Consider the following 26,548-nt stretch of genomic DNA (forward strand, 5'->3'; position numbering starts at 1 on the left):
GGCGCGCTGGTGCCGGCGGCGATCATGTCGATCGCCGCGGCCAACCTCTTCACCCGCAACATCTACAAGGACTTCCTCAAGCCCGACGCCACCCCCGCACAGGAGACCCAGGTCTCCAAGATCGTCTCGCTGCTGGTCAAGGTCGGCGCCCTGGTCTTCGTCCTCACCATGGACAAGACCGTCGCGATCAACTTCCAGCTCCTGGGCGGCATCTGGATCCTGCAGACCTTCCCCGCCCTGGTCGGCGGCCTGTTCACCCGCTGGTTCCACCGCTGGGCGCTACTGGCCGGCTGGGCCGTCGGCATGGCCTACGGCACCTGGGTCGCCTACGGCGTCGCCAGCCCCGCCCAGAAGCACTTCGGCGGCTCCTCCGACACCATCCCCGTCATCGGCCAGATCGGCTACATCGGCCTGACCGCCTTCGTCCTGAACGTCGCGGTCACCGTGATCCTCACCTTCGTCCTGCGGGCCCTCAAGGCCCCCGAAGGCGTCGACGAGACCACCAAGACCGACTACACGGCCGACGCCGAGGAGCGCGGCGTGCGCCCGGAGGTTCCGGTTACCGCCGGCCTCTGACGGACCCTCCGGGCGAGTAGCCGAAACGCTCACCTCGTGAGGCCGACTCCACGCATCGATCGCCGCAGCACGCGGGCGGCACATCATGCCGTCCGCAGTTCGAAGGAGCGCTCGTCCGGAGGTCCCCGTGTCCGAGATCGAAGTGGACTACGACGTCCTCGACGGCGCCAAGCAGCGGCTGTAAGCCCTGGCGGGCGAGATCGACCCGCTCATCAGCAAGGGCATCTTCGGCCGCCTCAGCGCAGGCCACTGCGAGGCGGAGTCGATCCTCGGCCATGAGGGCGTGGCACTTGCGATGTCGCTCCTCCACACCAAGGCCAGCGGCACAGTGGGGCGCGCGGACAAGGGCATGAAGAAGCTCGCCTCGGCTTTCGGCTCCGGGAGCGAGGCGTTCCGGGATTTCGACTCCGAGCCGAGCCCCTAGGTCGGTGTGATGAGCGCCAACCTGCACGTGCAGAAATGGAAGCAGCGGAAGGCCCAGTGGGATCACAAGCGGCAGCACTTCAGAGAGTGCGAGGGGCCAGGCGAGCCTGGACTTCTGCTCCGCCACGGACCCTGGTGACACGCCGCCCGACTTCGACTTGGACACCAACCGCGGTCACATCGATTCGCACGTGGAGGTCGACAAGGACGGCAACGTCACCAAAGAGGTGATCACCGTCGAGTGCGACGGCGAGAAGTACACCTCCACCACCACGTACACGGCTCCGAACTACACGACAAACCGCACGTACCCGGACGGCAGCACCGCCCACACGGTGGCGAACATCAGCGGCGACGGCAGCGGCACCACGTCCGCCACCAACAGCGACGGCGGCCACACCGAGTACACCCGCGGCCCCAAGGGTCCCGACGGCAAGACGCCGGAGTGGACGTGGTCCGGCGGCGACGAGCCGGGCGGTGACCCGGACGACCCGAGGAATCCCAACAATCCGGACGGCCATCCGCAGAACCCTGCCACCCACGGCGGCAACAAGCAGCAGATCACCTGACCGGGGCATCCGGCCCCGGCCGGTCAGCAGAACAGAAAGGCGATGCAATGTCTGCGAATCACACCGTTCCCGAGGACGTCCGGCAGCGGGCGGCGGCGCACGCGTCCACCTGCAGCGAGTGGATGCCCCGGCTGGAGGGCCTGAAGGGCCAGGTCGAGAGCATGCTGAACGACGAGCTGGTGCTGCTCCAGGCCGGCGGGGCCGTCCGTGACGCCTACCAGCAGTTCACCGGCAGCCTCACCCAGGCCATCCACGGCCTGGAGAACTTCGGTGAGGCGTTCACCTCGATCGCCAAGAGCGCGGAGGACTTCGACACCCAGGTCGCGAACAACCTCAACAAGAAGTAGGGGTCGCCCGTCAACGACGGAGGGCCGGACGGGAGACCATTCCCGCCCGGCCCTCCCTCGTTGACCGGGACGCGCGCCACAGCCCGCGTGGGGTGCGGGCCCGCGGCGCGGGCGTCACTCCGTGCGGAGCGACGTCAGCGGCACCTGCGGCGCCATCACCTCGCCACCCTTACAGCTCGCTTACGACGCCGCGTGCCCCAGTCGCCCTTGCGGCGGAGAATGCAGTGCGCCGGGACGACGACGAGGAAGGTGCCCCCGCGGCACGCCCATGTCGGCGGCTCCGCTCCGGTCCATGACGTGGACGCGGATGACGGCCCCGCGGTGGGCAGACGGGAGGGTACTCAGCGCGGCAAGCAGCACCGAACGGTCTTCCACGATGCCGGCGTGATCCTCGGAGTGCTCGAGCGCCGTACCCGCGAAGTCGGCGGCGGTGATGGCGACGGGCACGGCGCGTTGGCGGCGGTGGTGGTCGACCACGAGGTTGCGGGTGGCCCGGACAGCCGCATGCGGACCGGCCGCTCGTGCGCATCCAGCCGCCCGGCGCGGCTCCATCAGTTCCCCCGGACACCCGCAGTGTGTCCTTCGTACGGGTCCTCCAGCAGCCCGCCGAGAGGATGTGCTTCTGAAGGGCCCGGACGGGCCGAAACTCGCGCTTCGCGTGCGGAAGTTCGCTTCGGCCGCGTTACCGCAGAACTATCTCGGAGGCTTCCAGGACAAGCCTGGTCTCTTTGGATGTGGCGGCGGTCCGGCCGACGATTCGGCGGGAGAAGGCGTAGGCGACGAATGCGACGTAGATGACACCGGTCCAGGTCGCGATGTGGGTCAAGTGGGCGACTCTGCGGCGGTTTGGGGCCATGGCGACGAAGTCGCGTCGAGATCAGCAGGGGCCGGCTTCACGGCCCGAGATCGGTTCATGCGTCTACGTGGCCGTGAGACGTCAGCGCCCCACCGGCCAGGGCCGCGAACGCTGCATGCGGTGGAACCCGCACCGCGGGCCTTCGCCGGTGCCTCACACGACCCGAGTCACACCACCGGATGTGCGGACCCGCCGGCGAAAGCGCGCGTCGTGGCCCGACCGCTCAGCGCCGCGGAGAACTGGTCCGTGACGTTTCCCAGTGCCGCGGCGGATGGGGGTGCGAGGACCGGTACGCCCTCCTCGCCGGCGATGTCGCGGTCGAGCGTGAACCAGCCGGGCACGATGTGGGAGGCACCCATGGAGCTGAGAACCGGCCGCAAGGCGTAATCGATGGCCAGGACGTGGGCGATGCTGCCACCCGTGGCGAGAGGGAGCACGGTTTTACCGCTCAGGGCGTACTGGGGCAGCACATCGAGGAGCGACTTCAGCAGGCCCGAATAGGCGGCCTTGTACACGGGCGTGCCGATGACGATCCCGTCCGCTCGCGCGAACTGCTCCGCGACGGTCACGATGGCGGGGTGGTGGGAGTCCGCGCTGAGCAGCGCCTCCGCGGGCAGCGTGCGTACTTCCAGTGGGGTTACTTCGTGTCCCTGTCGCCGCAGACGGTCATCCAGGTGGCGCAGGAGACGGTTGGTGCGGGAGGTCGGGGAGGGACTTCCGGAGACGGACAGGACGGCGGCCATGCAGAACCTTCTGTTTTGCGGTCGGGGTGGGGTGGGGTGGTTTCGTGGAGAGTGTCGGCCCGTCACCAGGGGCTGAATTGCACCGGCGTCGGCGGCGGCAGGTCGTCGCGAGGGTCTCCAGGAAGGACACGACCTCGGCCGCCACCGTCCGGTGCCGGAGGTCGTTGAGGACGTCTTGGTGGTCTTCCTTGGTGCGGAAGGCCAGGCCGATGCCGGCGAGGGTGCCGACCTCGGACCAAAGCTCGATGGTGTTGGCGATGGTCTACAGGCCCTCGAGGAACGGAGATTGGTGGAACCAGTCATCGGCTGGGCCACCCGTCACGAAGCCAGTGCCCCCACCGATGACGTTCGCGGCACCGGCACGGCCCAGGGCGTCCCGGGGCCAGGCTGGTCCACGCGGGCAGGCCAAGGCCGGGCGGCACCTCCGTTCCGGCGCGCCCGGCTGTGGCCCTGTTGCCTGCGGTCAATTCGTTCCAGGCCGTACAGCTTGTGTCAGAACAGCTGCCGGCCGGGGGCGAAGCCGAACCGCACACGCCCGACCGCCTCGAAGAGGTCCGCGGAGTGGTTGGCGTGCTGAAGCACGACCATGCCGTCCCGGAAGAGTCGCTCGACGGGATTGCCTCGGTAGAGGGAAGAAGAACTGCCGAGCTCGTACATGTCCACCAGGACCTTCCTACTGACCTGGGCAGCGTGACTCATCGCGGCACGAAGGGACGCGCGCTGCCCGAGGGTGACGGGCTCAGAGCTCTCACGATCGGTGTACATCGCTGCGGCCGCCGAGTGCAGCAGGAGCCGCGCTGCCTGAAGAGCGGCCTCCGACTGGGCGATCACCGCCTGGACGCGTGCGGATTCGGCGAGGGTCCCACCGCTGGGCGTCTTCTTGGACACAGCCAGGGCGACCGTCTCCTCGATGGCTGCCTGCGCCATGCCCAGAACGATGGCGGTACACCCGGGAAGGACGAGCGCGGGGATGAAGCCCTGGTACAGGGGACGGTTGATGCGAGCCGGCTCGTCCAAGCCGGCGGTCAGTTCGTCCGGGACGAAAGCGTCGTGAACGGCAACGTCATTACTGCCCGAACCGAGCATGCCGCTGACGTTCCAGGTGTCCTTCATCTCCCACTGCCCTCGGCGGAGTGCGAAGAGTCGGACGTCCGGCGTTCCTCGATCCGTCATACGCTGGTTGCCGTCCTCGACGACCGCGCCGACCACGGCGAGCCAGGTGGCCTGACCGATACCGCTGACGATCTTCCATGTGCCGGACACGCGATAGCCACCGTCGGTGGGTACCGCGACTCCGGGTGATCCCGAGTTGGCGAAGACGGGCTCATCTCCACTTGCCCAGATTTGGTCGCTGCCCGCCTGGTCGAGCAGTGCACCGAGGAATCCCCAGTTGGCATTCCATACCGTCCAGGCTACCGACGCGTCGAGGCGACCGAGCGCCTCGTACACCTTGAGCACCGTCTCCAAGGTGGCTTCGAACCCGCCGTACTCGCGCGGGGTGAGCATGCGGAGTGCTCCGTGATCGCGCAACTCGTGAAGCAGCTTCTCGGGCAGGGCCCGGCTTTCTTCCATATAGCCGGCAGCTGCGCTGATGGAGGGTGCCAGTCGTGCGGGCAGTTCCAACAGGCTGTACTCGTTCGTACTCATCTTTTCTCCTGGTGTCGCCATGTGCAGCGTGGTTGGCGTGGGGCACAGCGTTCTGTGGCCCGCAAGCCGATGCCGAGGTTCGAGCGGTTCGGCGTGACCGCCTATCCCCGGAGCTGGGTCACTTGTGCCACAGCCAGGTGATTCGGTCGTACATCGGCGCAAATCCAGCTCGCCGCATGTTGTGAAGCGAGGAGTTGTGTTCGCCAGGACCTTCCGCCCCGGTCTCGGCCACCAGCCACCGACAGCCTGCGGCCAGAGCCGCCTGCGCGCGGACGGCGAGTAGCGCGGACTGGGCTCCGCGGCCCCGGCTCTCCGGGAGTGTGGCTCCGCCGAACATATCGGCGCAATCTCCGTTGACGAACAGGCTTCCGACGGCGATGATCCGCTCGCCTTCCCACACGGCATATTGCTGCCAATCGGGATTGCCCACACACGACGCGGCCACGTCGATCAGGCCGGTCCCGCCCATACCGAACGCCGCGATCATGACGGTGGCCCACTCATGGGCATCGCGAGGCTCCACTTTGGCAACGCGCAGACGCGGGTCGAGTCCCGCGATGCCGTCGTGAGCGGACTGCGTGCTCTTCGTCTCGCAGCCAAGCTTGACGATCCGACCTCCGGGAGTCAGCTTCAGTTCGCCGACGATCGTTTCCCAGTCCGCCGGCAGTAGCTGCGGCGCGATCACGAACCTGCCCTGAGACACGCCTTGACTGCGGTAGAAGTCACGGACCTGCGCCAGGACGTTCACGTCGATCGGCGCGTCCGTACCGAAGCCACCGGCCCGATTGAAGAATCCACTCGGATCCTCGCGCATCGCCATCGCTTGCACGGCCCCGACGCTGAACGAACCGACGCCCAGTGCCTCCCGTACCGACGCAGGCGCCCCCGTGACGAAGTCCACGTACGCCTTGATCTCGGTCTGCTCGGCCTCGCGGACCGGCACGGTGCTGCTCATGCCTGTTTCTCTTCTCATAGTTGTCTGTACAGCCAGTGCGGTGAATGTGAACTCCGGCGCTCTGTGTAGCACCGGCCCACGACTGCTTCCGCGCGACTTGCCCAGTTGTGCGTGAGGCGTTTTCGGTGCGCGCCCTGGTTCGAGACGCCCCTATGAAGACGGCCCTTGGAAGGGGCCCGTGTGGGGTTCCTCGGTGCGATCCGCTGACAGTGCCTGACGCACACTGCTCACAGGGCAGTCCGCCGCAATGCACGCAGCTCCCGGATGTCGGAGGTTCGGGAGCTGTCGGTGTTCGCAGTCACACCCGCATGATGCGGTGGGGGGCGGAAAAGTTTGCTCCAGGAGCGAAGATCTTTTCAGGGAGCGCGTGGGCGGTGCAGACGCAGCTCGGGCTTCCCCTGGTTCGAGACGCCCCTATGAAGACGGCCCTTGGAAGGGGCCCGTGTGGGGTTCCTCGGTGCGATCCGCTGACAGTGCCTGACGCACACTGCTCACAGGGCAGTCCGCCGCAATGCACGTAGCTCCCGGACGTCGGAGGTTCGGGAGCTGTCGTTGTTCGCGGTCACACGCGCGTAATGCGGTGGGGGGAAGTCCACCCCGGCAGCGAAGATCTTTCAGAGAGAGCGCGTGTGGTACAAGCGCAGCTTCGTCACGCGTCCACCAGCCAGGGACATCACCCATACGATCCCGGGCGGACAGTGGAAAGGATCCTCCGGGGGGTTGATCAGAGCGGCTTCGTAGATCGCAACTTGCCGGCTGGCCACCACATTCCGGAGGTGCTGCTGCACGCCGATGGCCTCGTTGTTGTCCCAAGCGACCTGCAGGTAGTCGATGCCCGTCCGTTTGCTGGTCGGCCATACCACGTCCGCTTCCGATGACCAGTGATCGGACAGCACGCAGGCGAGCTTGCCTTGTCGCGCGGACGCCAACGTCTCTTCCGCCAACTTGTGGTGCGCCGCTGTCAGAGCAGTGGCGTCGTGGTGCACTTGGTCAGCAGAGCCGAGCAGCCCATCGAGGAGCTTGGAGCGCGCTTTGTGGAGCCGACTGCGAACCGTACTGACTGGCGTGCCGCACACCGCCGCGATGTCGTCATAAGCACGCACATCGGTGAAGTAGCGCAGCATGGTCACAAGCCGAAGGTTCGGGGGGAGGTCCTCCAAGGCACTCCAAACCCAGTCCCTCATTGCGTGCTCTTCGAGTATCTCCGCCGGATCGGAGGGATCGTGCAAACGTTCTCGGGTGACGGCCTTCACAGGTTCGGCCATGGGTGTGGCCGACATTTTCCGCAGCTGCGCGCGACATGTGTTGCGGACCACCATTCGCAGCCATGGGCCGATGGCGTCGGGGTCTCTGACGTCGCTAATGCGGCGCAGGGCGACGATCGCCGCCTCCTGCACGGCGTCTTCGGCGTCCTGGCTATGGCCGAGCACGGCCAGAGCGACGGCACGCATACATGCCTGATGCCTGGCGAGAAGCAGGCCAAGGGAGCCGGCGTCGCCTGCTTGGGCGGCGCGTACCAGCTCGGAGTCCTGGGGCGCTCCACCCACCAATTGATCAGTCATTCGCAGAGTATACCGGAGAGCTTTACGCGGACCTTCTGGACAATTAAGCGGACGATCACCTGGGTATGGTAGGCGATGTGTGGGCGATCCGTGTTGTGTCGTGTTCGCGATCCGATCGTTACACTCATACCCTTGCCCCGTCACCGCACCCAGCTTTGAAATACGGGCCTGTCATGGCTGATCATTGGCTCTTTCCATTCTTCGCCAGATCAAGTCCGTGTTGTCATCCTCCGACGTTTATGGGAAGCCGATTCCGAGCGACGCCGCCCTATTTCACCTTGCCCTCGTGTGCTGCGTGCAGCACACGAGGGCACTGAGGTCTCTCGGCGACCGCACAGCCGGCCGCGACCCACGCCAAAGGCGGCAAACCGTCGACGTCAGGCGACGAAGATATCGAGCGACGGGCGCATCTTGGCGCAAACGCTCAGGATGTCGTGTACGACGTGGCCTTCGAATGAGTCGAAGGCAGTCGGGTCGACCTCCTTGCTGTCTACCGCGGGGTAGGCAGTCTGAGTCAGCAGGTAGTCGAATCGAGGCGCCCACTTCCGTGCTCCCAGGCGGGCCGTGGTCGAGCAGTTGTCGACCATGTACGCAATGCCCCGTGCGTGCATGTAGGGGTTGAGGGAATCGACGGCCTCGATGACCGACTCGTTGGCGATCTCGGAGTACGGGTGGTCCTGCTCCATGAGGAAGTCGACCTGGGCCATCATGACGCCGCAGAAAACACCGGCGGTGAAGGGGTTCAGGGGTGCATCATGGTCGCCTCGTTCGGCCCGCACCTGCTGGCCTACCCGCCACATGTCGGCCTGGTCGATCCTGCCCATGGGGAACCTGGACAGGCGCTGCCCGGCGAGGATGACGCTGCGGATCTCGTTCCCCAGGCTCACCTCGTCGTAGATCTCGGCGATGAGTTCCATGCCCACCGGGTAGGCCGCGGCGTAGGCCTCCGCGAACTCGGCCTTGCCCTCCTCGGAGTCGAGGTGCTCGTAGACACCGATGAGGCCCTTGGTGGAGATGATCGTGGAGATCGGTCCGGTGACGCTCTCCACGGAGTGGCGGTAGGCGTCGGCTCCGGTCATCCCCTGGCTGATGTAGCGGCGATACAGGCTCTCCACGATGCCGTGCACGCCGGCGAGCAGTATCGCGCGCTCACCGGTGAGGTCGGACAGGTACTCCGACTCCAGCGTTGTGCGAAAGGTGAAGGGGGCGCCCAGTGCGACCGACCAGCCCAGCGCCCGCTCTACGGCCCGGCCGCTGACGTCCTGGTGTACGGCGAAACTGGCGTTGATCCCAGCCCCGTTGACGGTCGCGCCCTGCACGTACAGCGCGCGCACCGAGGGGCCCATGCCCTTGGGGCACACCGCGATGACGTCCACGCCGGGAGGGAACTCCTCTCCGATGGCGGAGAGATGGCCCAGCAGGAAACCGTGCGAGAGCCCGAGGGTGGCACCTGGACGCAGCGCTTGGAACACCCCTTGGAAGAGCTCGGCCTGGGCGGCGTCGGAGATCAGCAACAACACCATGTCCGATGCGGCGATGACCTCGAACATTTCGCCAAGAGTGCCGTCTTCCTCGGTGAACCCCGCTTCGCGAGCCGCAGCCGCGGAGGACGAACCGGTTCGTAGACCAACCACGACCTTCACCGCGCCGTCGAGGGAGTCACGCAGGTTCTGCGCCTGGGCGGGGCCCTGGGAACCCCAGCCGATGACGGCTATCTGGTTGACCCCTTCGAAAGCGGCGGGCAGCCGTCCGAACAGGTGCCGACCACCTCGAACGATCGTTTCCTGCTGACCGCCGAGGGTGATGTGCTCGGTGTCGAAGACAGCGCTGGTGAAATCGAGTTCCGCCGATGGCATGGCTCTGTTCCTCTGTGCGGTGGTGTGAAAGCGGGAATGCACTTCTGCCCGAGCCTTGGCCGGCTGCCGGAGGGCCCGATGCTTTTGATCACCGGGTGGTCGTTGGACCGCCGGGACCTGTGTTTCGACCACTGTAGGAAGCCGTCGCCGCAAGCACGTAGAACACGAGCGCCACAACCGGTGCCCGGACAAGGGCCCAGAATGGCACGCGCCCGCCACCCCGAACAGTTCTTGGACTTGGACCACTACTCCACACCCCCGCACGACGCCGCGCGACGGCCCCACCCAGGCTGGGCTCAACCCGAATACCCATCAGGAGACCCATCACAAAACTCCGCGGCGGGAGCGGATGGCCTTCTCACGGCACCCGGGAACTGCGTACCGAACCACATAACCCGTCGAGGCGCAGAAATCCGACTTGGTGCGCGCCGCGTCGGGACGACGGCTCTCCGCCAGCACGTTCACCGTAGGCCGGCCTCGCCGTGTCCGGGCCTTCTGACGCCCACGTTCTATCCGCACCCAGGCACGACGTGATGGGTTGGAGCAGTTTCCGCGCCAAGACTCGGACGGCAGCTCCCACGGGGACCGCCGTCCCTCTTCCTCGTGCTCTTGCGCACGCGTTCGTCCTGCCGCAAGGCGGCTCTCCCGCACGGGTCCTGGCCGGTAGGCGCTGCCCTCCGACCGACGCTCAACTCCCCGAAAGTGATGCATGACACCGATGAACGACCCTCTCCGGCCGGTCGTGTATGCCTACACGGCCGTCTTCGAGGTGCTGTCGGCCGCTGCGACCGGCTGCAACGGACGACACCCCGATGGCACTGTCCTGGCCGTCTCGGGCGCGCCGGTAGCCGCGCTCAACGCGGTCATCAGCCCCAACCTCGAACCGAGCCCAGAGACCATCGAGGAGATGGCCGCCGGCGCCGGGCTGGCGGACCTTCCCTGGAGCATCAAGGTGCGCGGCATACCGGGACCGGGCGTCACCGAGACGGCGGCTCGGCACGGCCTGACCTCCAGTACCGCGCAACCGCTCATGATCAGGCGGCCTGACGCCGGAGCACCGTTGCCGACGATGAACGACTCCCTGCGGATGCTTCGCGTACGCGACGGCGAACTCGACCTCTACGTGACCGCGCTCGCAGAAGGCTTCGGCGTACCGCGCGAGGCGTTCGTCATGTTCGCTGCCCCAGAGCTGTCGAAGATAGCGGGGATCACCCACTACCTGGCATGGGTCGACGGCGTTCCGGTGGGGACGGGAATGGCCGCGGTCTCGGGCGGTCTACTGGGTGTCTTCAACATCGCCGTACTACCGGGCCACCGGCGACGGGGCTACGGGCAGGCCATCACGACCGAGATCGTCCGCGCGGGCCACGAGGTCGGCGCCACCACCGCGTACCTGTACTCAAGCACGATGGGTGAGCACGTCTACTCGTCGGCGGGCTTCCGTGTCGCGGAGATGCTCATTACCTTCACCGCACCCACGTAGAAGGCACCCGGCCGGAGCCACCCCGTACCGCCGGAACATGTCAAGGGGACCTTCATCGGGGAGCCTGCCTCAGGTCGTCGCCGACGAGGTCGTGAAGCGGCTCTGGGCGCCGACCGCTCCTGAGGCCGGCCGAAGGTGCGGGTTGTCGCCGTCTGAGGATCCCCGCCGACCGGCGAAATTTTTCCACGGATGACCAAGGAGTATCGCGCAATGTCCGACCTCGGACGCCTGGTGGCTGGGCGGTATCGGCTCGTCGAGCTACTGGGCCGCGGCGGCATGGGTACCGTCTGGCGGGCCGATGACGAAATGCTCGGACGCCTGGTGGCTGTGAAGCGACTGCACCCGCCCCATCTGCAATCCGAAGATGAGGATGTGGAAATGCTTTTCGAGCGAACGCGGCGAGAAGCTCGCAGCGCTGCTCGAATCAGTCATCCCAATGTGGTGGTGGTGCACGATGTGGTGGAGGACGAAGGTCTGCCATCCATCGTGTTGGAGTACGTTCCGGCGGTCACATTGGGTGATCTGCTGAAGGAGCGCGGGTCATTGACGCCGGTGGAGGCGGCGCGAGTCGGCCGGGAAATGATCGCGGCATTGCGCGCGGCCCATGCGGCTGGGGTGCTGCACCGGGATGTGAAACCGGGAAATGTGCTGTTGTCGGATACCGGCCGCGTGGTGCTGACGGATTTCGGTATCGCACAAGCGTCGGGCATGTCGAATCTGACGCGTACCGGTGAGCTGATCGGTTCGATCGACTTTCTGGCACCAGAGCGATTGACGGGGGGTGCGCCCGGTCCTGCGGCAGACCTCTGGTCACTGGGGGTGACGCTGTTCCAGGCGGTAGAGGGGCGCTCGCCGTTCCGGCGGAACACGGCCATCGAGACGGCGTACGCGATCGCCACCGATGAGATACCTGTAGCGGGCCGTGCGGGCCCTTTGGGATCTGTGATCGCAGGGCTGCTGGTACGGGAACCGGACAGGCGGCTGTCGGCGGATGAGACAGAGCGGATGCTGCACGCCCCCGCCCTCAAGGCCGAGAGCGGGGCGGAGACGGTGATCGGGTCGCGGGGCGCCCTGACGTCGTCGCAGGTCACCAGACCCCTCCTTGCATCGCTGCCTGGGCGGCGCGTGCTCTGTCGCCCCGTGAACCGTCGGGGCGCCCCGCTGTGGATCACCATCAGCGTCCTGGTGGCGGCCCTCGCCGGGGGCGGGCTGTACGTCGCCCCGCACTTCCACGGCGTGCCTCAGGGCGGCGCCGGCTCACTCGCGGACACACCCGCTCCCGGGTCTCCCGGCAATCGGCCTGTCACTCCGGCTACCGCTCCTTCTTCCGACTCGTACAGCCCGCCTCCCCTCTCTGTGCGCTACCACCTGGCCGAGGAGCCGGATCTCGGCATGGCGATTCCCGTGCCCAACGGGTGGAAGCGTAGGGTGATGAGCGATGACGGTCGGCAGCTCGCCTACGTCGATCCGTCGGGACTGGTCGGGCTGCGCGTCGCCTCGCTCAACTTCGCGGGGGCCGATCCGCTCCTGCATCTCAAGGACGTTGAGACGCAGACGGCCTCGGACACGGATGGCTACAAGCGCTTGCGCATGCAGAACACCCGATGGCGAGGACGGCTGGCAGCAATATGGGAGTTCACCTTCCGGGGTACGACCCAGGAATTCCACGCGATCCAGATCGGCTTCGGGCAACCCGGAAAGCGGGAGATCACCGTCTATCTGTCCGCGCCGTCCGCCCAGTGGGCCGACGACCAGGCGATCTTCGACACCGCGGTGGCTGGACTCCGCCTCGGCGAGTAGTGCCGGCGTGGCCGGTGACCTCCGCAGCGGGGTACGCATGCCGCCGGCCGGCCGCGTCCGCCCGAGTTTCCGGGTGGGGGCGGATCCTCTGGTCCGAGGGGTGCGGGGGTCCCCCAGGTCGATGCCGGGGGTGACGGCGGACTGGACGAGTTATCTGCGCATTCGTCCGCGCCGACCGGCTGACCGCCGATCCGGATCACGGGGGACGTCAGAGACCGTGCTTCGCATGGATTCCTACTCCAGGGCCCGCCCGGCCAGATGATGTGTGATCACCGGTTCCCACCACGACCGGCACTTCATTCATCCTCACCGGGTCCCTCGACGGCTCCACCGGACCCGCGGGCGAGCCGGCAGCCCGGCCGCCCACGTCCTTGACACCCTACGAGCCCGCGCCGTCCAGGTTGCGCACGACGGCTCACCTGTTAGGGCCGGTAGACCTCCTCCATCGCGATGACCTGGTGCTTCGCGTTGACATCGAGGTAGAACTCGTGAGTTGCGAGCGCGTCCTTGTTCTCCACCAGCCAGTTCGAACTCACCGTCTCCGGGGTCGAGCTGGTCGAGGTCTCCTTGAAAACCCTGATGGACGCGTCGGAGTCGAGGGTGTACAACTCGGCCGGGCCGACCGGGGTGTACTCGATGTCCTCGATGACGCTCTCGTCCACCTTGCAGGTGTCCTGGGTGACGTGCACGGTGACGACGCCCTGGGTGGCCTCGATCGACTGCAGCCCGAAGAAGTTGTCGTACCCCGTCTTCACGGTGCACGCCTTCAAGATGTCGCCGGAGTCGCCGGGAACGCTCGCCGAGGCCGAGGGGGTGACGCTGGACGCGGCATCAGCCGAGGACGAACCATTCGCTGCCGCACTAGAGGTGTTACCGGACGATCCGCACGCGGTCGTGAGGAACGCGACGGCCAGGCCGATGACGACGGCGGTGGCCTGACGACGATTGCTGGGCATACTGCACCTTCTCAATTTTCTGTCTTTTCAGGGGCTGTGCCGGCGCCGCAGGCGAAATTGAACCAGAGTCGGGAATTGCCGCATCGCATTCACGCGTACACATAAACCGCGTGGCGCTAATCCGGCTTCAAGCGCCGGGCACTGCGCAAACAGTAGGCCAGCCCAACGTCGGGGGCAAATGGAATTTGAGCGTCAAGCCACATGCCGAGCATGCGACCAGACTTCCGCCAATTCCTCGAGAGGACAGCCTCGTTCATGCTGCTGGGCGACGTCCGACCAGCGGATGCGGTGACTCCACATGCACCCAGGAAAGAATATGCCTGCCAAAATGCCGACGGACTGATGGTCATAGTGACCTGCCGCGGACTCATCTGTTACCGAACGAGGACGCCTGCGCCTTCGTGTGTGGGACACCAGGGCCGGCACTGTCGAACTGGCCATCCCCGAGCTACGGCGGGGTAGTTACCTGCCGAACGGGCTATTGGAACGCCACCGTCGGGCCGAACAGCTCTGATCTCGGTGGTGGCCACTGCCTACCCGCTGGGCGTGTCCACTCCCGCGTCGGCCGGCTCGCCGAGCCCCTCGGCGTGACACCGCTGAACAGCTCTCAGGTCAGTGCTGTGTCGCGGCATCTGGACGAGCAAGTGGCCGCAAGGTCGAGCGCTCCCACCGCAACGACGCGGAGGACTGCTACGCCTCGGGCAGAATGCCACAACTCAGATCTGATCGATCAACGCCAGTGACGCGCCGACAATGCCCGAAAAAAGCGAATCAAATCCAGGCGCCTATTTCTGCGGATCGACACGCCGGTTGCACTACGGAGCTTTGCTCCATCGAGGTGAACATTCTCGCGGGCCGGCAGATCCGCGCCGGCCGACTCGACAACTTGCCGTAGCTTGGAATGCCGGGTGCGTGTTAGGGGCTTTCGCGGCTTCGTCGCCACGTGAGCAGCCGCCACAGGAGAGGTTGTGTCTACCGTCTACGTCCGGGGCTCGATGGCGGTCAACGGTGAACACCAGCAAAAGCGTTTCCAGACGCCTCGATAGTCGTGGAACCACGAAACCCTGCTGAGCTCCCACCTCCCGGTGGGGCGATCATTCGATGCTGCTCACCTTGATCGCGCTTCCCTGCGTTGGCGATCCGGCACCCTCACGCAACGGGGCTTCGAGCTACGACGAACGTCGCGTCATGTCCGTAGCCGGCGGAAGTTGGCCGTCATGACTAGAAAATGGCCGCCAAGGAGGTGGCGCGCTCCTTCTGTTCTCTTGATCACGTATCAAACTAGCTTTACTGCGTCGGAGTTTTCGCCGGCATAAGTTCAACCAAGAGAGAGGAACAAGTCGATGCCTACCATCGTCACCTCGGACGGCGTTGAGATCTTCTACAAGGACTGGGGTACTGGTCAGCCGATCGTCTTCAGTCACGGTTGGCCCCTGTCGGCCGACGACTGGGACGCGCAGATGATGTTCTTTCTGCAGCACGGCTACCGCGTGATCGCCCACGACCGGCGCGGTCACGGCCGGTCGGAGCAGGTCAGCACGGGCAACGACATGGAGCACTGGGTCGAGGACCTTGCCGCGCTGACCGCGCACCTGGGCTTGAAGGACGCCATCCACGTCGGGCACTCCACCGGTGGCGGCGAGGTCACCCGCTACGTCGCCCGCTACCAGGACCGAGTCGCCAAGGCAGTGCTCGTCGCCTCCCTGACCCCGAACATGTACCAGTCCGACGACAACCCCGCGGGCCAGCCTCCGGAGTGGTTCGAGGCGATCAAGGACGGAACCCTCAACAGGCGCGCGGACTTCTTCCGCGAGGTACCGGAAGGCCCGTTCTACGGGTTCAACCTCCCCGGAGCCGAGCGGTCCGAGGGGATCATCGCGAACTGGTGGCGGCAGGCCATGGCCGGCAGCATCCAGGCCCACTACGAGACCCCCAACACCTGGCTGGAGGACTACACCGAAGACCTCCAGAAGATCACCGTCCCCGTCCTGGTCATGCACGGCGAGGCCGACCAGGTCGTTCCCTTCGCCAGCTCCGTCCCGCGAGCGGTCGAACTCCTCAAGAACGGCACGCAGAAAACCTACCCGGGCTACCCCCACGGAATGCTCACCACCCACGCGGACGTCCTCAACGCCGACCTGCTCGCCTTCATCCAGTCCTGACACCACCCACACCACCGCTCAACAGCAAAAACACCCCACACGGGCGCCTCGCCACACGAAAACAGCGCGAACGCCCGTGACGCCGGTTGGCCCTGACGTCAACAGGGCCAACCGGCCGAAAACCACGTCCTCCACGGACCGTCCCTGTCGGGCTGCACGGCTCCTTGATCTTGAAACCCGAAAACAGGTTGTGCCGTCGAAAACAACGCAGATGCTGCTACGCCGAGTCGCGACCTCGCAGGCAGTCGGGGGTGCACGGACCGGGGCCGAGTGGCGACGGACGGATCTGTGGTGGTCGAACCAGCGGAACAGATCGGGGGCGAGTGTGGAACTCGTCTCCAAAAGGTCGGCACTGGAGCGTCTGCCGTCGCAGGTCGCGTTCAACGACTGTGCAGGCATCTCGTCAGCCAGAGTGCCGACCGTAGTACATAGCGCTGGAGGGCGCCGTCCAGGCCCTGCGCGGCTGACCCGCGTCCGTCCCACAGGCCCGGAGGGGGCCGGGTGCGTCGTCCAGGCACCCGGCCCCCTCCGATCCACGTTCGGCCCGGCCGTCAGCCGGTGAGGGCCGGGGCCCTGTGAAGCATTCCTCGCTTCTGCGGTTGATACGGTCCCCTGCCGCATCCGGCGCCCCCGGTGCCGCGCGTCCTGGGCATCGGCGAGTTCGCCCTGCACCAGGGCCACGTCCGAGCGACGATCCTGGTTCCCATCGAGACCCGCCGCGCGATCGATCTGCTGCCCGCCCGCACGGTCGAAACCGTCGCAGACTAAGGACCTCAGCCTGTTCCCGCTCGGTGTTGCCGGACCAGTGTGGTCACGCCTGCTGAATCCCACTGCCTCTCCGAGCTTGACCAGTAATTCCCACATATGTCCTTCATGCGCCTGCGGGTCCGGGTGGATTCGGCCGCCAGGGATGACGAGCTTCCATATCTGGATCGGCTCGAGCTACCGGACTCCGGCCGCGGCTGCGGCTGCGTGCTCACGGAGATGCTCGGTTGCCCCGGCAAGTGCTGGAAGCCCGTCAGACCACCGCGCAACCCATGCCGTCGTAGCTGAACGCCCGCTTCAGACAGAGCCCGAGTGATCGCTTCGGAACTTTCATTCCCAGAAACGGCAACATCGGTTGTCCGGTGCATGGATGCCCTCCGAGAGTGGCACCCCGCGCTCTTAGCGGAAGCGTTGCGCATGCGGTGCGACTCGCTCGCCGTCGAAGCACAGGGGCCGTTGCCGTATCCATCACTGGGCAGTCGAGGGAGACCCGAATGAGCAGCTGGCGAGATGACGGTTGGCAGTGGCCCCTGGGCAGGCCCCGCGAGTAGGGACTGGGGGGCGATCCCGGACCTGAAGTACTGCTGGGCTGAGGCGGCAAGGCGGCAGGATCGCGCCGCCGCGCCGCCGAGACCGGAGCAAAGCCCTGCGGCTCTCAAGCCGTCGAGGCTCCTCGAGGCTCCTCGATCCCCTGACCTCACCTCCTCCGTCGTTGGTGAGTCCACCCAGGATCCTTCAAACCTGATGTCGGCCCTGCCACTGCGCGGGCCGGCGCAGGTCGCGCGTCAGACAGATCAAGAGAGGAATTTCCATGACATCTACCATCCCGGCAACGATCCTCGAAAAGGCCGAGGCGGAGGAGATGTATGAGTTCGAAGAGGGTGTCCCCGAGCCTGATCGGTCGCGTTGGGGGATGGACTCCATGCGACTGGGCGGTGGAGTCGTCCTGGCGATGCGGGACGACATAAGTGACTACTGGAGCAAGGCGCTGGGATTTGGCTTCGACGAGCCCGTCACGCTTTCACTGATGGAGGAAGTCATCGACTTCTACCAGGAGCGGGGCATCCGTGAAGCCACGATACAAATCGCGCCGTCGGTCATCCCTGAAGACTGGGCGGACATATGCGAGAAACTCGGCATCGAGCGCGGGCCGGTGATCCGCAAGCTCGGTGCCGATATCGACGCGGCTGTGACCGCCAGTTCACACGCCAGGATCGGCGAGGGTCTGTCCGTTGGTCCGGTGACCCTCGACGATGCCGCGGAGTGGGCCGAGGTCATGCCCCGAGCGATGGGTATGCCGGCGCAGGGTATGCAGCAGATGGCGGCCGCCTCTGTTGGCCGCCCCGGTTGGCACCCCTTCGCTGTTCGAGAAGCAGGTTCCATCGTTGCCACCGCGACCCTGCGCGTACAGGGTGAAGTGGGCAGCCTCTTCGCTGGATGCACTCTGCCCGAGGCGCGCAAGCGCGGCGCTCAGTCAGCACTGATCGCGGCACGGGTCGATGCCGCCCGTGAGGCGGGATGCCGACTGCTTGTCGTGGAGACCTTCGATGAGCCGCCGGGCACGCACAACTCCTCGTACCACAACCTGATCCGTGCCGGATTCACCCTGCGCTATCCGCGCCTGAACTGGATCTGGCGCAACCCGGGAGCAACCTCCCGGTGAGGCTGAGGAACTGGTGATCGGCAGAAGGGGACCGGCTGCGCTCACTGCCCGCACCTCCGCCATGGCCCGTACAGGCCGCACGCCGGCACTCACCAGTTCTTCCGACCGGTGGTGCGGTCCCCGCGCTCTGCGAGAGGGGACCGCACCTCGGCGATGCGGGTGAGCACGGAACGCTCCATCCCCATGCCGGGCCAGCAGGCCTGCGCGTGACGGATGGTCGCGGACGTCGCGAGAAGTCGCTCGACAGCGCGAGACCGTTGGACGACCTGTCCGCCGCCCCAAAATCTTCTGTCGCGGACGGAAACTTTTCGGGTCCTCGCAACATCGTGGGGGCATGAGAAGCAGCAACCACAGAATGGGCTGCCGGGGTACCGAGCACGGTGTCGCGGGTCAAGCACGGAGCGCCACCACGAACGGTGTGGATTCCTGGCGCGCCGGACCGGGGCCCCGAAGAACGGTGACGGTACAGATTTCGCATGCGCGGTCGGGGGTCTGGCCCCGTCGTCGGGTCGGGCCTTCCCAGGTGTCCACCAGTTGATTCTGACTTGACAGTTGGCCACTTACCCACAATCGCCTGAGCCGGCGATTCACAATAATCGTGTGCCTTGTCGTCGAATGCCCGCACACCAAGAGTTTTCGAAATCTTTGGCCACCGAATAGAAGGATGCAAGCCACATGTCCGATCTTTTTCTCGCGACAGCCAGTCGCGACATCTGCGACCGGAGCGCATCTCAGATCACCCAAAACGTCACTGACTATGCAAAGATGCTCATGTCCCTGCGCATCCCACCTCGGCCCATGCCTCAGGCCCAGCAGATTCTTCACCGATGGAGCCGCGCAAACCTGTTCCCGTACGTAACGAATCTCAATCTGTCCCCGTACGGCGGAGAGCGCAGTTTCCGCTTCGACGCGTACGGATACAAACTGGGTGACATGCTCTATGTGAATCAGTACTGTGATGCGGTAACCGGCCTCACGGACAAAGAGTGCCAACCGGATGCCGTGATCGCTCACTTCGTGCTTTCCGGCTCGATCGGATTCGAGAGTGGCGGCCAGGCGATCAGCGTCCGACCTGGGCAGATGTGCGTACGGGACATCAGGCAACAGCGCTTTTGGGTGGAGCCGGGAACGGTGACGCGATGGATGACGGTGCCACGGCCCATGGTCGTCAATCATCTGCGCGATGACAAAATGCCGAATCCCACGGTGGTCTGCAACTCGTCCCCCGAGGCGAAATTTCTGATCTCGTATTTGGAGGCAGTCAAGGCACAGGATCACAAACTCCTGTCACCCGCCGGCACGCGCGCGATCGAACAGGCTGCCGCAACGCTGCTGTCAGGAATCGTCGCGGGGATTTCGCCGCATGAATCGCAGCAATTTCGAAGTGCAACCCTGGGAGCGGCTCGAAGGTTCATCGACCTGAATGTGACGGATCATGATCTTACCCCCGCCTCTGTCGCGCATGGCATCGGCGTCTCAGTGAGGACCCTGCACCGCTCCTTCGCCGCCGCCGACGATACTGTCATGGGATATCTTCGGCGACGTAGAATGCACGAGGCTCATGCCGAGCTGCTCAGAACTCGCGGAGCAGTGACGGTCGCAGACCTTGCCGCGAAATGGAATTTCTCGGACTCAAGTCACTTCATTCGCCAGTTCAAGGACCTGTACGGAACCACCCCGGCGGCCTATATGAGAAATCTTTGAACATTCCGATGGATTCCATCGGGCGACGCGGAATGCACGTGCTCGCCTTGTGCTGCTTGACGGCACCCGATGACACCCGGGCGCGTCACTCCAAGGGCGCCATCAACTCCGCGGCACGACGGGCGATGATGTGTGCCCCGCGTTCATGCGAAACGGCCTCAGCCTATGCACCCGCGGCCCTGACGACGTCCGAAGGCGCGCCCCGCGCGTGCACCACCCTCGTCCGGAGCAGGAGACGCAAGCCTTCGGTGAACCGCACATCATGGACATCGGACAGACATTCGGAACGGTCGAGGGCGGCGTCGGCCTCGTCCGGCAGGTCGGCTGCCAGGAACATCTCGGCGAGTAGGGCGAGGTACTGGGTGAGGCCGTACAGCGGTGGATCAAGCATCGTCGCAACGATGACATGGTCGGCCCCGGCTGCGGCGCCGGCCGGACCGTCACCGGTCATTGCGCGCGCCCAGCATCGGCTCACCCGCAGATAGGAGTCGACGTTGACGAAGAAGTGGTCGGGATCCGCCCTTCGCCATCGCTCCGTGATACGCATCCCCCAAGCCGCATCGCCGGCACACTGAGCGGCATCGGCAGCCCACTGGGCCCAGATCGCAATCGCGTACGGGTCGTCGCCGGCAGCGTCCTCCACTGCGCTCAGCAGGCCTCTCGCGGCATCGACATCGCCGTGCACCGTGATCATCAGCGCCGGAACATCGGGGCGAACATCCGTAGATCGCGCCGCAATGGCTTTTCCTGTCGCCATTGAGCGTCTTCGGGTGCGGTCCCAGTCGTCATCGTTCATCTACCGCGGTCCCGCGCCGGTGTCACCCTGCTCGAACGCATACAGGCCGTTGAGTTGCCGGGCGTATGCACGCGCCGCTCGATCGGCGAATGCCTCACCCTCCTCGACCCTTCGTCGCGCGAGGGCGTTCGTCTCGGGCTGATGGTGGCTGAACGCGGCGACCACCCGCATGAACATGAAGTCAGCGGCTTCGCCCTCCCGCCCAAGAGTGCGCGCCAAGTGCACGGCGCGCGTCAGGAGATCCGCGTAGGACCCGCTGAACCCCGATTGCCTCCAGAAGACGGTGGCCAGGAGCGCTGCCAGGAGAACGCCTTCTGTCTGGGACCCGGATCCAGCTCGACTTCCCCTCGCCACAGTCGCAACGGACCCAAGATCTGAAGACGTAAGGAACGGTTGCCCGCCTGCGGTTCCGAAGCTGCATCCGACGGCATGACCAGGCCTGACAGCTCGCGATGATCGGCGAGTTCGGACTTCACCCTCTACCACCAGTCGTTGTCGGCCGACTGCGTCAGTCCACAGAGAATGGAGACGATGGCCTGGCCGACACCAGCGGCCGACGCCGGATTCTGCCCCGTGACAAGACGCCCGTCCACCACTACGTGGGGGCGGAATTCAGGTGCTGCGCTGTACCTCGCGCCTCGCTCTTCCAGGCGGCTCTGCAGCAGGAAGGGGATCGCGTTCCCCAGGCCGATGGAGCGTTCCTCATCGTTGCTGAAGGCAGCCACCTGCCTGCCGGCGACCAGGTACGACCCGTCGGACAGAACGGTGTTCACCAGCCCTGCCACACCGTGACCCACTGCTCCCACAACCCCACCTGCCTCGTAAATGCTCCGAGCCACATCCATCAGAACCGGGTTCTGGGGGAAGTCCCACATGCCACCGTAGCCACCCGTATAGAGAATCACGTCGTACTCGCCAGGAATCACGTCATCCGGAGTCATCGTGTTCGCCAACTTCCGGGTGATTGCCGCGTCATTCAAGAATTTCATTTGGACGGGATCGGTGACGTCAGTGCAGTCCGGATGAGGGCGCCCCCCTTGCGGTGATACGAGGTTCACCTCGCATCCAGCAGCGGTGAAGATTCTCCACGGATGAGCCGCATCGGCGACATGGAAACCAGTCAACCGTCCGGTCCCTCCCAGTTCGGTGTGACTCGTCAGGGCTAACAAAACATGACGCATGGCCGCAAAATCTCCGCGCTAGGGGCCGGCACTCCGCTATCAGATGGTGGTCAACGCGACCTCCTACCCGCAGGAGGTCTCTCTGCCGAGGGCACAGACTCGCCGACTGCCTGTTGGGGCAGGCGGTAGCCGTCGTGTGCCGATCAGCCCCGACCGAGGCGCATCCGCCGAGCCGTTGGCCCTCCGTAGACCCTGCCGATCGTCCCCTGTGGGCGATCTGCCGACGCGGGCGTCACGCCCGGTCTTGTGACCGGCAAGGAATGTCCGGGGCGCCACGACCACCGGCGGCCGCTGGCGGCCGCGCGTAACGACGGCAACGAGACCGAAGCCGCGTGCGGTCGCATCGGGGGCCGCGTTCCCGTTCGCAGACGCAAGCGGCCGGCAGACGGCGATCCGGCCCGGCGTCGCCGGCGCAGTGGCAGTCGCGGTCCCGAACTCATCCGGTACCAGTGGGGCGAGGCGCCGGTGGTGGGCAATGCGATACCGGGGTGCACCGCGGTGGCTTCCAGGACGCTGGAGGTGTTCGGCAGATACCAGGGGCCCCTGGTATCACGCGACGAGTGCAGCCGGCCCAGCCGCGAAGTAGGACCGGATCCCGTGCAGACGCCGCCACCCGGTCCGATGCCTGGCACCGACTTCCCCAGGGCGGTCAGGTCAGAGCGTCGATCGCCTCGGAGTCGGGATGGACCTCGTCCGGCCAGTCGGCGGCAACGGACAGGACACCCGAAGACGCCGCCCGGTAGCCATCGGCAGCCTGTGCTTGCCCATCGGCGGCAGGTCGCGCCACGATCAACGGCACCCCCGTGGCCTTGTGGAAGGCTTTCGTCAAGCCCTTACTGGGCGTCGAAGTGGTCACGGGCACGACGATGGTCTGGGCGTGGGCCCTGACGGCCGAATCGATGCCCCGGGCGATGCGATACGCCGTCGCGGCCCCCTTGTCGTCGGTAACGGCCAGCGAGTAGATCCGCCCTCTGGGAGCGACGCGCTGGCTGGCCTTGACCACTTCTCGGGCTCCTCACATGATTACGTCTCGCAAGAAATTAGTACAGGAGGACTCCACGCGGAGCATGGAATGTGCGCGCCAATGGATTCGGGAGATCGGGGCACGGAAATTCTACGTCTTCTCCTCCCGGGGTTGTTGGATACGAAGCCACCACTGCAAGAAAGGCGAACGTTTTGGCCTGCCCGGGCCCGCACGGCCCGCGTTCGAGGTGCGAAACGTCTTGCGGGAGTCCCCGGGATCCCCAGCCTCGTTACCGTTTCCGGGAATAGGCCAGTCGGCGAGTACGTTTTGATGTCATGGAGAATTCAGACGCAATGGGCCAGGCGCTGGCAGAAGTGGGCCCTCAGTTGCGGCGGCACCGCGTCCGCTGCGGCGTGACTCTCACGGCGCTCGCCGAGGCAACCGGCATCTCCAAGAGCACCCTCTCCCGCCTGGAGTCGGGCCAGCGGCGCCCCGGTCTGGAACTGTTGCTACCCATCATCCATGCACTCCGCATCAGCATGGACGACGTGGTCCAAGTGGTCCCTCCCGAGGGAGCGTTCAACCGCTTGAAGCCGCACTCCTGGAACGGAATGGTCCGTATGCCGCTCACCCGGGAGATCGGCCCGATCCAGGCGTGGAAGCTCGTGATACCGGCAGGTCGGACCGAGCCAGATCCGCAGAGTCACGAGGGGCACATGTGGATGTACGTGCTGTCCGGCCGCATGCGTCTCGTCCTCGGAGACAAGGATCTGCAGATCAGAGTCGGTGAGTCAGCCGAGTTCTGCACACGGCTGCCGCACTGGTTCGGCAACAGTGAGCAGGAACCGGCCGAAGTCATCTGCATGTTCGGGCGCCAGGGCGAGCAGGTACGGCCCCGTGTGATACCCGCCGCCGGCTCCGGACGTCACCCAGCGGTTGCCGTGGCCGCAGCGATCTCAACCGAGCCGGCCGGCGATGCCACCCCGGAGATGCCTCGTGCCACGGACGGCTTAGACGAGTCGAGCACACGAGTCGGTTCCTGAACGTCTCAACGGCGCTGCTCGAGGGTGATACCGCCGCGGGGCAGAAGCAGGATGGACCCACGCGCGACCCGTGGTGGAGGCCCGGGACTTTCCACCGCCGCAGCTTCGTCGCACTCTATCGGGCGGCGAGCGAGGCCCGCAGTCGGGTCAAAATGACCGACAGCAGCAACGGTAGATACCTTCATGATCACGACGGGCCACTGAAGCAAATTCCTCGAAATCCATACTTGCGATGTGCAGATTTCCATGGACGGAATGGACTATATGCGGGACGACCCTGCACTCCCGACCGAACGCCATCGCTTCCGCATATTCTTTATCGTCGGCAAAATCTTCTCGAGTGACCGTACTTACCGCCAGCAATGCGTGGTGACTGGCTTGCATCGTCAGGGAGTCGGCCAAAAAGAATACCGACAAGCATCCTTTAAGTGATTCATCTGCCGAAACTGCGGCCAGTACCTCATCTACGCCCGCACCCCGCCAAGCGGGATCGTCCACTATCCAAGTAGTCGATCCCTCCTCGGAATGTTCGGCCAGAGTCGCCTTGACGAGCTGCCATGCTTGTTCGTCGCCATAATCACTCCTGATGACAACAGGATCGAACTCGTCGCGACCGGCACTATTCGAAAAGACTCTCACTTTTTGCGCCATCCGCCTTCGCTTCCGATCGACCAAAAGCTTTCTTAATATCTGCTGCCGACTGCGGTGAACGCGTCCTCACCGTGATGCCCGCTCCTCTCCCGTTGCTGGGCCACAGGTTCTGACTACCGCCAAGAAAGGGATCTTCGACGGCATTTTACGCACGGGACATGTACGTCATAGTAGCCCCCTGCAGAGGCAAGCCGGGAGCGATGCGTTTCCTCCCGTTGTTTTATCGCGTGATGCGGGCGGGCTTGATCCGGGGTGTTGTCGGCTCCGTTGTCGATTCCCATTCGGCGACCGGTCGTACGTTTGACGCGACGGAACAGTGAACTACGCCATCAAGACGTAGCCATGCCGGCCTGACGGAACGTCTGCCCACGACCGCAGATTCGTGGGCAGACGCTTCCCCCTTGACACGCCCACGTCGTATGACTTCATGTCAAAATTCTGGGGTCGACGTGCCGTTCCTGTTGTGCAGGCAGCGACGCACGGCCGTGCAGGTTAGGTGTCAGCATGTCTCGGTCGTGCTCTCCGCCCGGTACTTTTCCGTCAGGGTAACGAATTCAGCCACCGCGGCTGTGAACTCGGAAGGTTGCTCAAGATGTCCGTAGTGACCGCTGTCCAGCAGCTCGACCAGGGTGGCATCAGGGAGTTCGGCGATCATCTCCTCGGCCCAGCGCGGCGAGCAGATGAAGTCATGCGTACCAACGATCACCAAGGTCGGGGTACGCATTTCGCCCAGTCGGCCCCGGTGATCGAACGACAAGCCACTTACGTTGTGAACCAACACGGTCTCGGTCATCGCCGCGAACTCCTCTTCGCGACCCCAGTAGTCCTTGAAATACGCGGGCAACAGCTTACGAAACCGTGCGGTCCGCAGCTCGTCTGTAGGATTTTCGGGCAATGGCTCGTCCCAGACCGCACGCACCATCGCAGGGCCGGGGTGACCCGGGAAGCGGACAGACAGGTCTTCGAGCCTGGCGGTCGCCTCCTCTCGCAGTTCCGTGGTGTTGTGTGCCATGGAACTGTGAAGGATGACTCCGGCCAGCCGGTCACGATGCGTCAGCGCATACCCCTGCGCGAAGAAGCCACCCGCGGAGTGACCGAGCACGTAGACCTGGGGGACGCCCAGGTGCTCCACGACCGCGTGCACGAAGCGGACGTAAACCTGCATGGTGTAGCCGTCCGGGTGACTGGGCAACCTGCTGTGACTGGTGGTCCCCACCTGCGTCGGGTACACCATCGTCATCCGTTCCTCCAGGGAAGGAAGCCGAAAATAGCCGCCGTCGATGCCCGGCCCGCCGGTCAGCGCCAAGCACACAGAGCCGCCCACACCGCGCACCTCGTACTCCTGAGGTATGCCGTCGACGTCAATGACGTGGTGACCTGGGGACAGTGGGCTCATGTTCCGTTCCTTGTTGCTGATGTGAAGCTCTATAAGGGTTGAGCGACTGCGATATCCGGATATGAACAGCAGCGCCGACGCTGCCTGATCGAAGTGACCCCAGTCGGTCAGCTCTCACGTCGTTGTGAAGCGCCGCAAGTCCCGCTCGTCCAGAGCCTCGACGACGAGCCGCCCGCATCCTGCGGCGCGGGATGCGGGCGGTGATCAGTGCGGACTGGGCCCCACGTCCACGGACTTCGGGAAGGACGCAACCTGCGAACAGGCCCGCGACTTCGCCTTCCGCCCGCATGGGGACGTCGGCGCCGATGGCGCCGTCCTCGAAAACCGCGAAGGGCTCCCTGCGGTCGTGTCCCCCGCCGTGGTGTAGCCGATCACGCTCTGGCGCCTCCGCTTCGGAGCCGTTCGGTGCGTGCTGCTGCGGGCCGCCCGGCGATCAGGGCTGGTCCCGGC

20 protein-coding genes and 2 pseudogenes are annotated in these 26,548 nt (G+C 65.4%); 11 read left to right on the forward strand and 11 right to left on the reverse strand.

Annotated features, from left to right (window positions below; translation table 11 throughout):
- The 4 genes and pseudogenes from ACZ7MY_RS40190 to ACZ7MY_RS40205 all read left to right on the forward strand — a co-directional run.
- Window positions 1–576, forward strand: a pseudogene (locus ACZ7MY_RS40190) (sodium:solute symporter); the annotation flags it as partial.
- 283 nt (window positions 577–859) lie between these two features.
- The gene (locus ACZ7MY_RS40195; protein WP_499610598.1) at window positions 860–1,000 is read left to right on the forward strand and encodes a hypothetical protein; all 141 of its coding nucleotides are present in this window, start codon (window positions 860–862) and stop codon (window positions 998–1,000) included.
- Between the two features lie 190 nt (window positions 1,001–1,190).
- Entirely contained in the window at window positions 1,191–1,568 is a 378-nt protein-coding gene (locus ACZ7MY_RS40200) for a hypothetical protein (RefSeq protein ID WP_499610601.1), read from the forward strand.
- A gap of 47 nt (window positions 1,569–1,615) precedes the next feature.
- Window positions 1,616–1,915: a hypothetical protein gene (locus tag ACZ7MY_RS40205; protein ID WP_499610603.1), complete on the forward strand. Its 300-nt coding sequence runs from the start codon at window positions 1,616–1,618 to the stop codon at window positions 1,913–1,915.
- A gap of 1,023 nt (window positions 1,916–2,938) precedes the next feature.
- Here the strand turns inward: ACZ7MY_RS40205 and ssuE are convergent.
- From ssuE to ACZ7MY_RS40230, 5 genes are all read right to left on the reverse strand, one after another.
- Window positions 2,939–3,514, reverse strand: a complete 576-nt coding sequence (ssuE, locus tag ACZ7MY_RS40210; RefSeq protein ID WP_499610606.1) for an NADPH-dependent FMN reductase — start codon at window positions 3,512–3,514, stop codon at window positions 2,939–2,941.
- Between the two features lie 492 nt (window positions 3,515–4,006).
- A complete protein-coding gene (locus ACZ7MY_RS40215; RefSeq protein WP_499610608.1) occupies window positions 4,007–5,161 on the reverse strand; it encodes an acyl-CoA dehydrogenase family protein in 1,155 nt (384 codons plus the stop codon).
- Window positions 5,162–5,279: 118 nt separating this feature from the next.
- Window positions 5,280–6,116, reverse strand: a complete 837-nt coding sequence (locus ACZ7MY_RS40220) for a GNAT family N-acetyltransferase (RefSeq protein WP_499610610.1) — start codon at window positions 6,114–6,116, stop codon at window positions 5,280–5,282.
- A 614-nt stretch (window positions 6,117–6,730) separates the two neighbouring features.
- Window positions 6,731–7,678, reverse strand: coding sequence for an RNA polymerase sigma factor (locus tag ACZ7MY_RS40225; protein ID WP_499610613.1), 948 nt, complete (start codon window positions 7,676–7,678; stop codon window positions 6,731–6,733).
- A 377-nt stretch (window positions 7,679–8,055) separates the two neighbouring features.
- Window positions 8,056–9,534, reverse strand: coding sequence for a ketol-acid reductoisomerase (locus tag ACZ7MY_RS40230; RefSeq protein ID WP_499610615.1), 1,479 nt, complete (start codon window positions 9,532–9,534; stop codon window positions 8,056–8,058).
- A 718-nt stretch (window positions 9,535–10,252) separates the two neighbouring features.
- Here ACZ7MY_RS40230 and ACZ7MY_RS40235 point away from each other — a divergent pair.
- On the forward strand, window positions 10,253–11,017 hold the full coding sequence (locus ACZ7MY_RS40235) for a GNAT family N-acetyltransferase (protein ID WP_499610618.1): 765 nt from the start codon (window positions 10,253–10,255) through the stop codon (window positions 11,015–11,017).
- Window positions 11,018–11,227: 210 nt separating this feature from the next.
- Window positions 11,228–12,817, forward strand: a complete 1,590-nt coding sequence (locus ACZ7MY_RS40240) for a serine/threonine-protein kinase (RefSeq protein ID WP_499610736.1) — start codon at window positions 11,228–11,230, stop codon at window positions 12,815–12,817.
- 422 nt (window positions 12,818–13,239) lie between these two features.
- Here ACZ7MY_RS40240 and ACZ7MY_RS40245 read toward each other — a convergent pair whose 3' ends face one another.
- On the reverse strand, window positions 13,240–13,773 hold the full coding sequence (locus ACZ7MY_RS40245; protein ID WP_499610620.1) for a hypothetical protein: 534 nt from the start codon (window positions 13,771–13,773) through the stop codon (window positions 13,240–13,242).
- A 400-nt stretch (window positions 13,774–14,173) separates the two neighbouring features.
- Here ACZ7MY_RS40245 and ACZ7MY_RS40250 point away from each other — a divergent pair.
- The 4 genes and pseudogenes from ACZ7MY_RS40250 to ACZ7MY_RS40265 all read left to right on the forward strand — a co-directional run.
- Window positions 14,174–14,441, forward strand: a pseudogene (locus ACZ7MY_RS40250) (transposase); the annotation flags it as partial.
- A gap of 675 nt (window positions 14,442–15,116) precedes the next feature.
- Entirely contained in the window at window positions 15,117–15,935 is an 819-nt protein-coding gene (locus tag ACZ7MY_RS40255; protein ID WP_499610623.1) for an alpha/beta fold hydrolase, read from the forward strand.
- A 1,576-nt stretch (window positions 15,936–17,511) separates the two neighbouring features.
- On the forward strand, window positions 17,512–18,363 hold the full coding sequence (locus ACZ7MY_RS40260) for a GNAT family N-acetyltransferase (protein ID WP_499610626.1): 852 nt from the start codon (window positions 17,512–17,514) through the stop codon (window positions 18,361–18,363).
- Between the two features lie 675 nt (window positions 18,364–19,038).
- Window positions 19,039–20,067, forward strand: coding sequence for an AraC family transcriptional regulator (locus tag ACZ7MY_RS40265; protein ID WP_499610628.1), 1,029 nt, complete (start codon window positions 19,039–19,041; stop codon window positions 20,065–20,067).
- A gap of 163 nt (window positions 20,068–20,230) precedes the next feature.
- On the opposite strand, the gene ACZ7MY_RS40270 is transcribed toward ACZ7MY_RS40265, so the two are convergent.
- From ACZ7MY_RS40270 to ACZ7MY_RS40280, 3 genes are all read right to left on the reverse strand, one after another.
- Window positions 20,231–20,863 (reverse strand): hypothetical protein, encoded by a 633-nt coding sequence (locus ACZ7MY_RS40270; RefSeq protein WP_499610630.1) that lies wholly within the window; start codon window positions 20,861–20,863, stop codon window positions 20,231–20,233.
- A gap of 479 nt (window positions 20,864–21,342) precedes the next feature.
- The gene (locus ACZ7MY_RS40275; protein WP_499610633.1) at window positions 21,343–22,044 is read right to left on the reverse strand and encodes a type 1 glutamine amidotransferase domain-containing protein; all 702 of its coding nucleotides are present in this window, start codon (window positions 22,042–22,044) and stop codon (window positions 21,343–21,345) included.
- A gap of 649 nt (window positions 22,045–22,693) precedes the next feature.
- Window positions 22,694–23,047 carry a S8/S53 family peptidase gene (locus ACZ7MY_RS40280; RefSeq protein ID WP_499610637.1) on the reverse strand — a complete coding sequence of 118 codons (354 nt, stop codon included), beginning with the start codon at window positions 23,045–23,047 and terminating at the stop codon, window positions 22,694–22,696.
- A gap of 296 nt (window positions 23,048–23,343) precedes the next feature.
- Here ACZ7MY_RS40280 and ACZ7MY_RS40285 point away from each other — a divergent pair, with 296 nt between their 5' ends.
- Window positions 23,344–24,051 carry a helix-turn-helix domain-containing protein gene (locus ACZ7MY_RS40285; protein ID WP_499610640.1) on the forward strand — a complete coding sequence of 236 codons (708 nt, stop codon included), beginning with the start codon at window positions 23,344–23,346 and terminating at the stop codon, window positions 24,049–24,051.
- A gap of 147 nt (window positions 24,052–24,198) precedes the next feature.
- Here ACZ7MY_RS40285 and ACZ7MY_RS40290 read toward each other — a convergent pair whose 3' ends face one another.
- Together ACZ7MY_RS40290 and ACZ7MY_RS40295 are read right to left on the reverse strand one after the other, a co-directional pair.
- On the reverse strand, window positions 24,199–24,702 hold the full coding sequence (locus ACZ7MY_RS40290; protein ID WP_499610642.1) for a DUF6924 domain-containing protein: 504 nt from the start codon (window positions 24,700–24,702) through the stop codon (window positions 24,199–24,201).
- A 499-nt stretch (window positions 24,703–25,201) separates the two neighbouring features.
- Window positions 25,202–26,098 carry an alpha/beta fold hydrolase gene (locus tag ACZ7MY_RS40295; RefSeq protein ID WP_499610645.1) on the reverse strand — a complete coding sequence of 299 codons (897 nt, stop codon included), beginning with the start codon at window positions 26,096–26,098 and terminating at the stop codon, window positions 25,202–25,204.
- Between the last annotated feature and the right edge of the window lie 450 nt (window positions 26,099–26,548).

Source organism: Streptomyces sp. NPDC111520 (assembly GCF_055635295.1).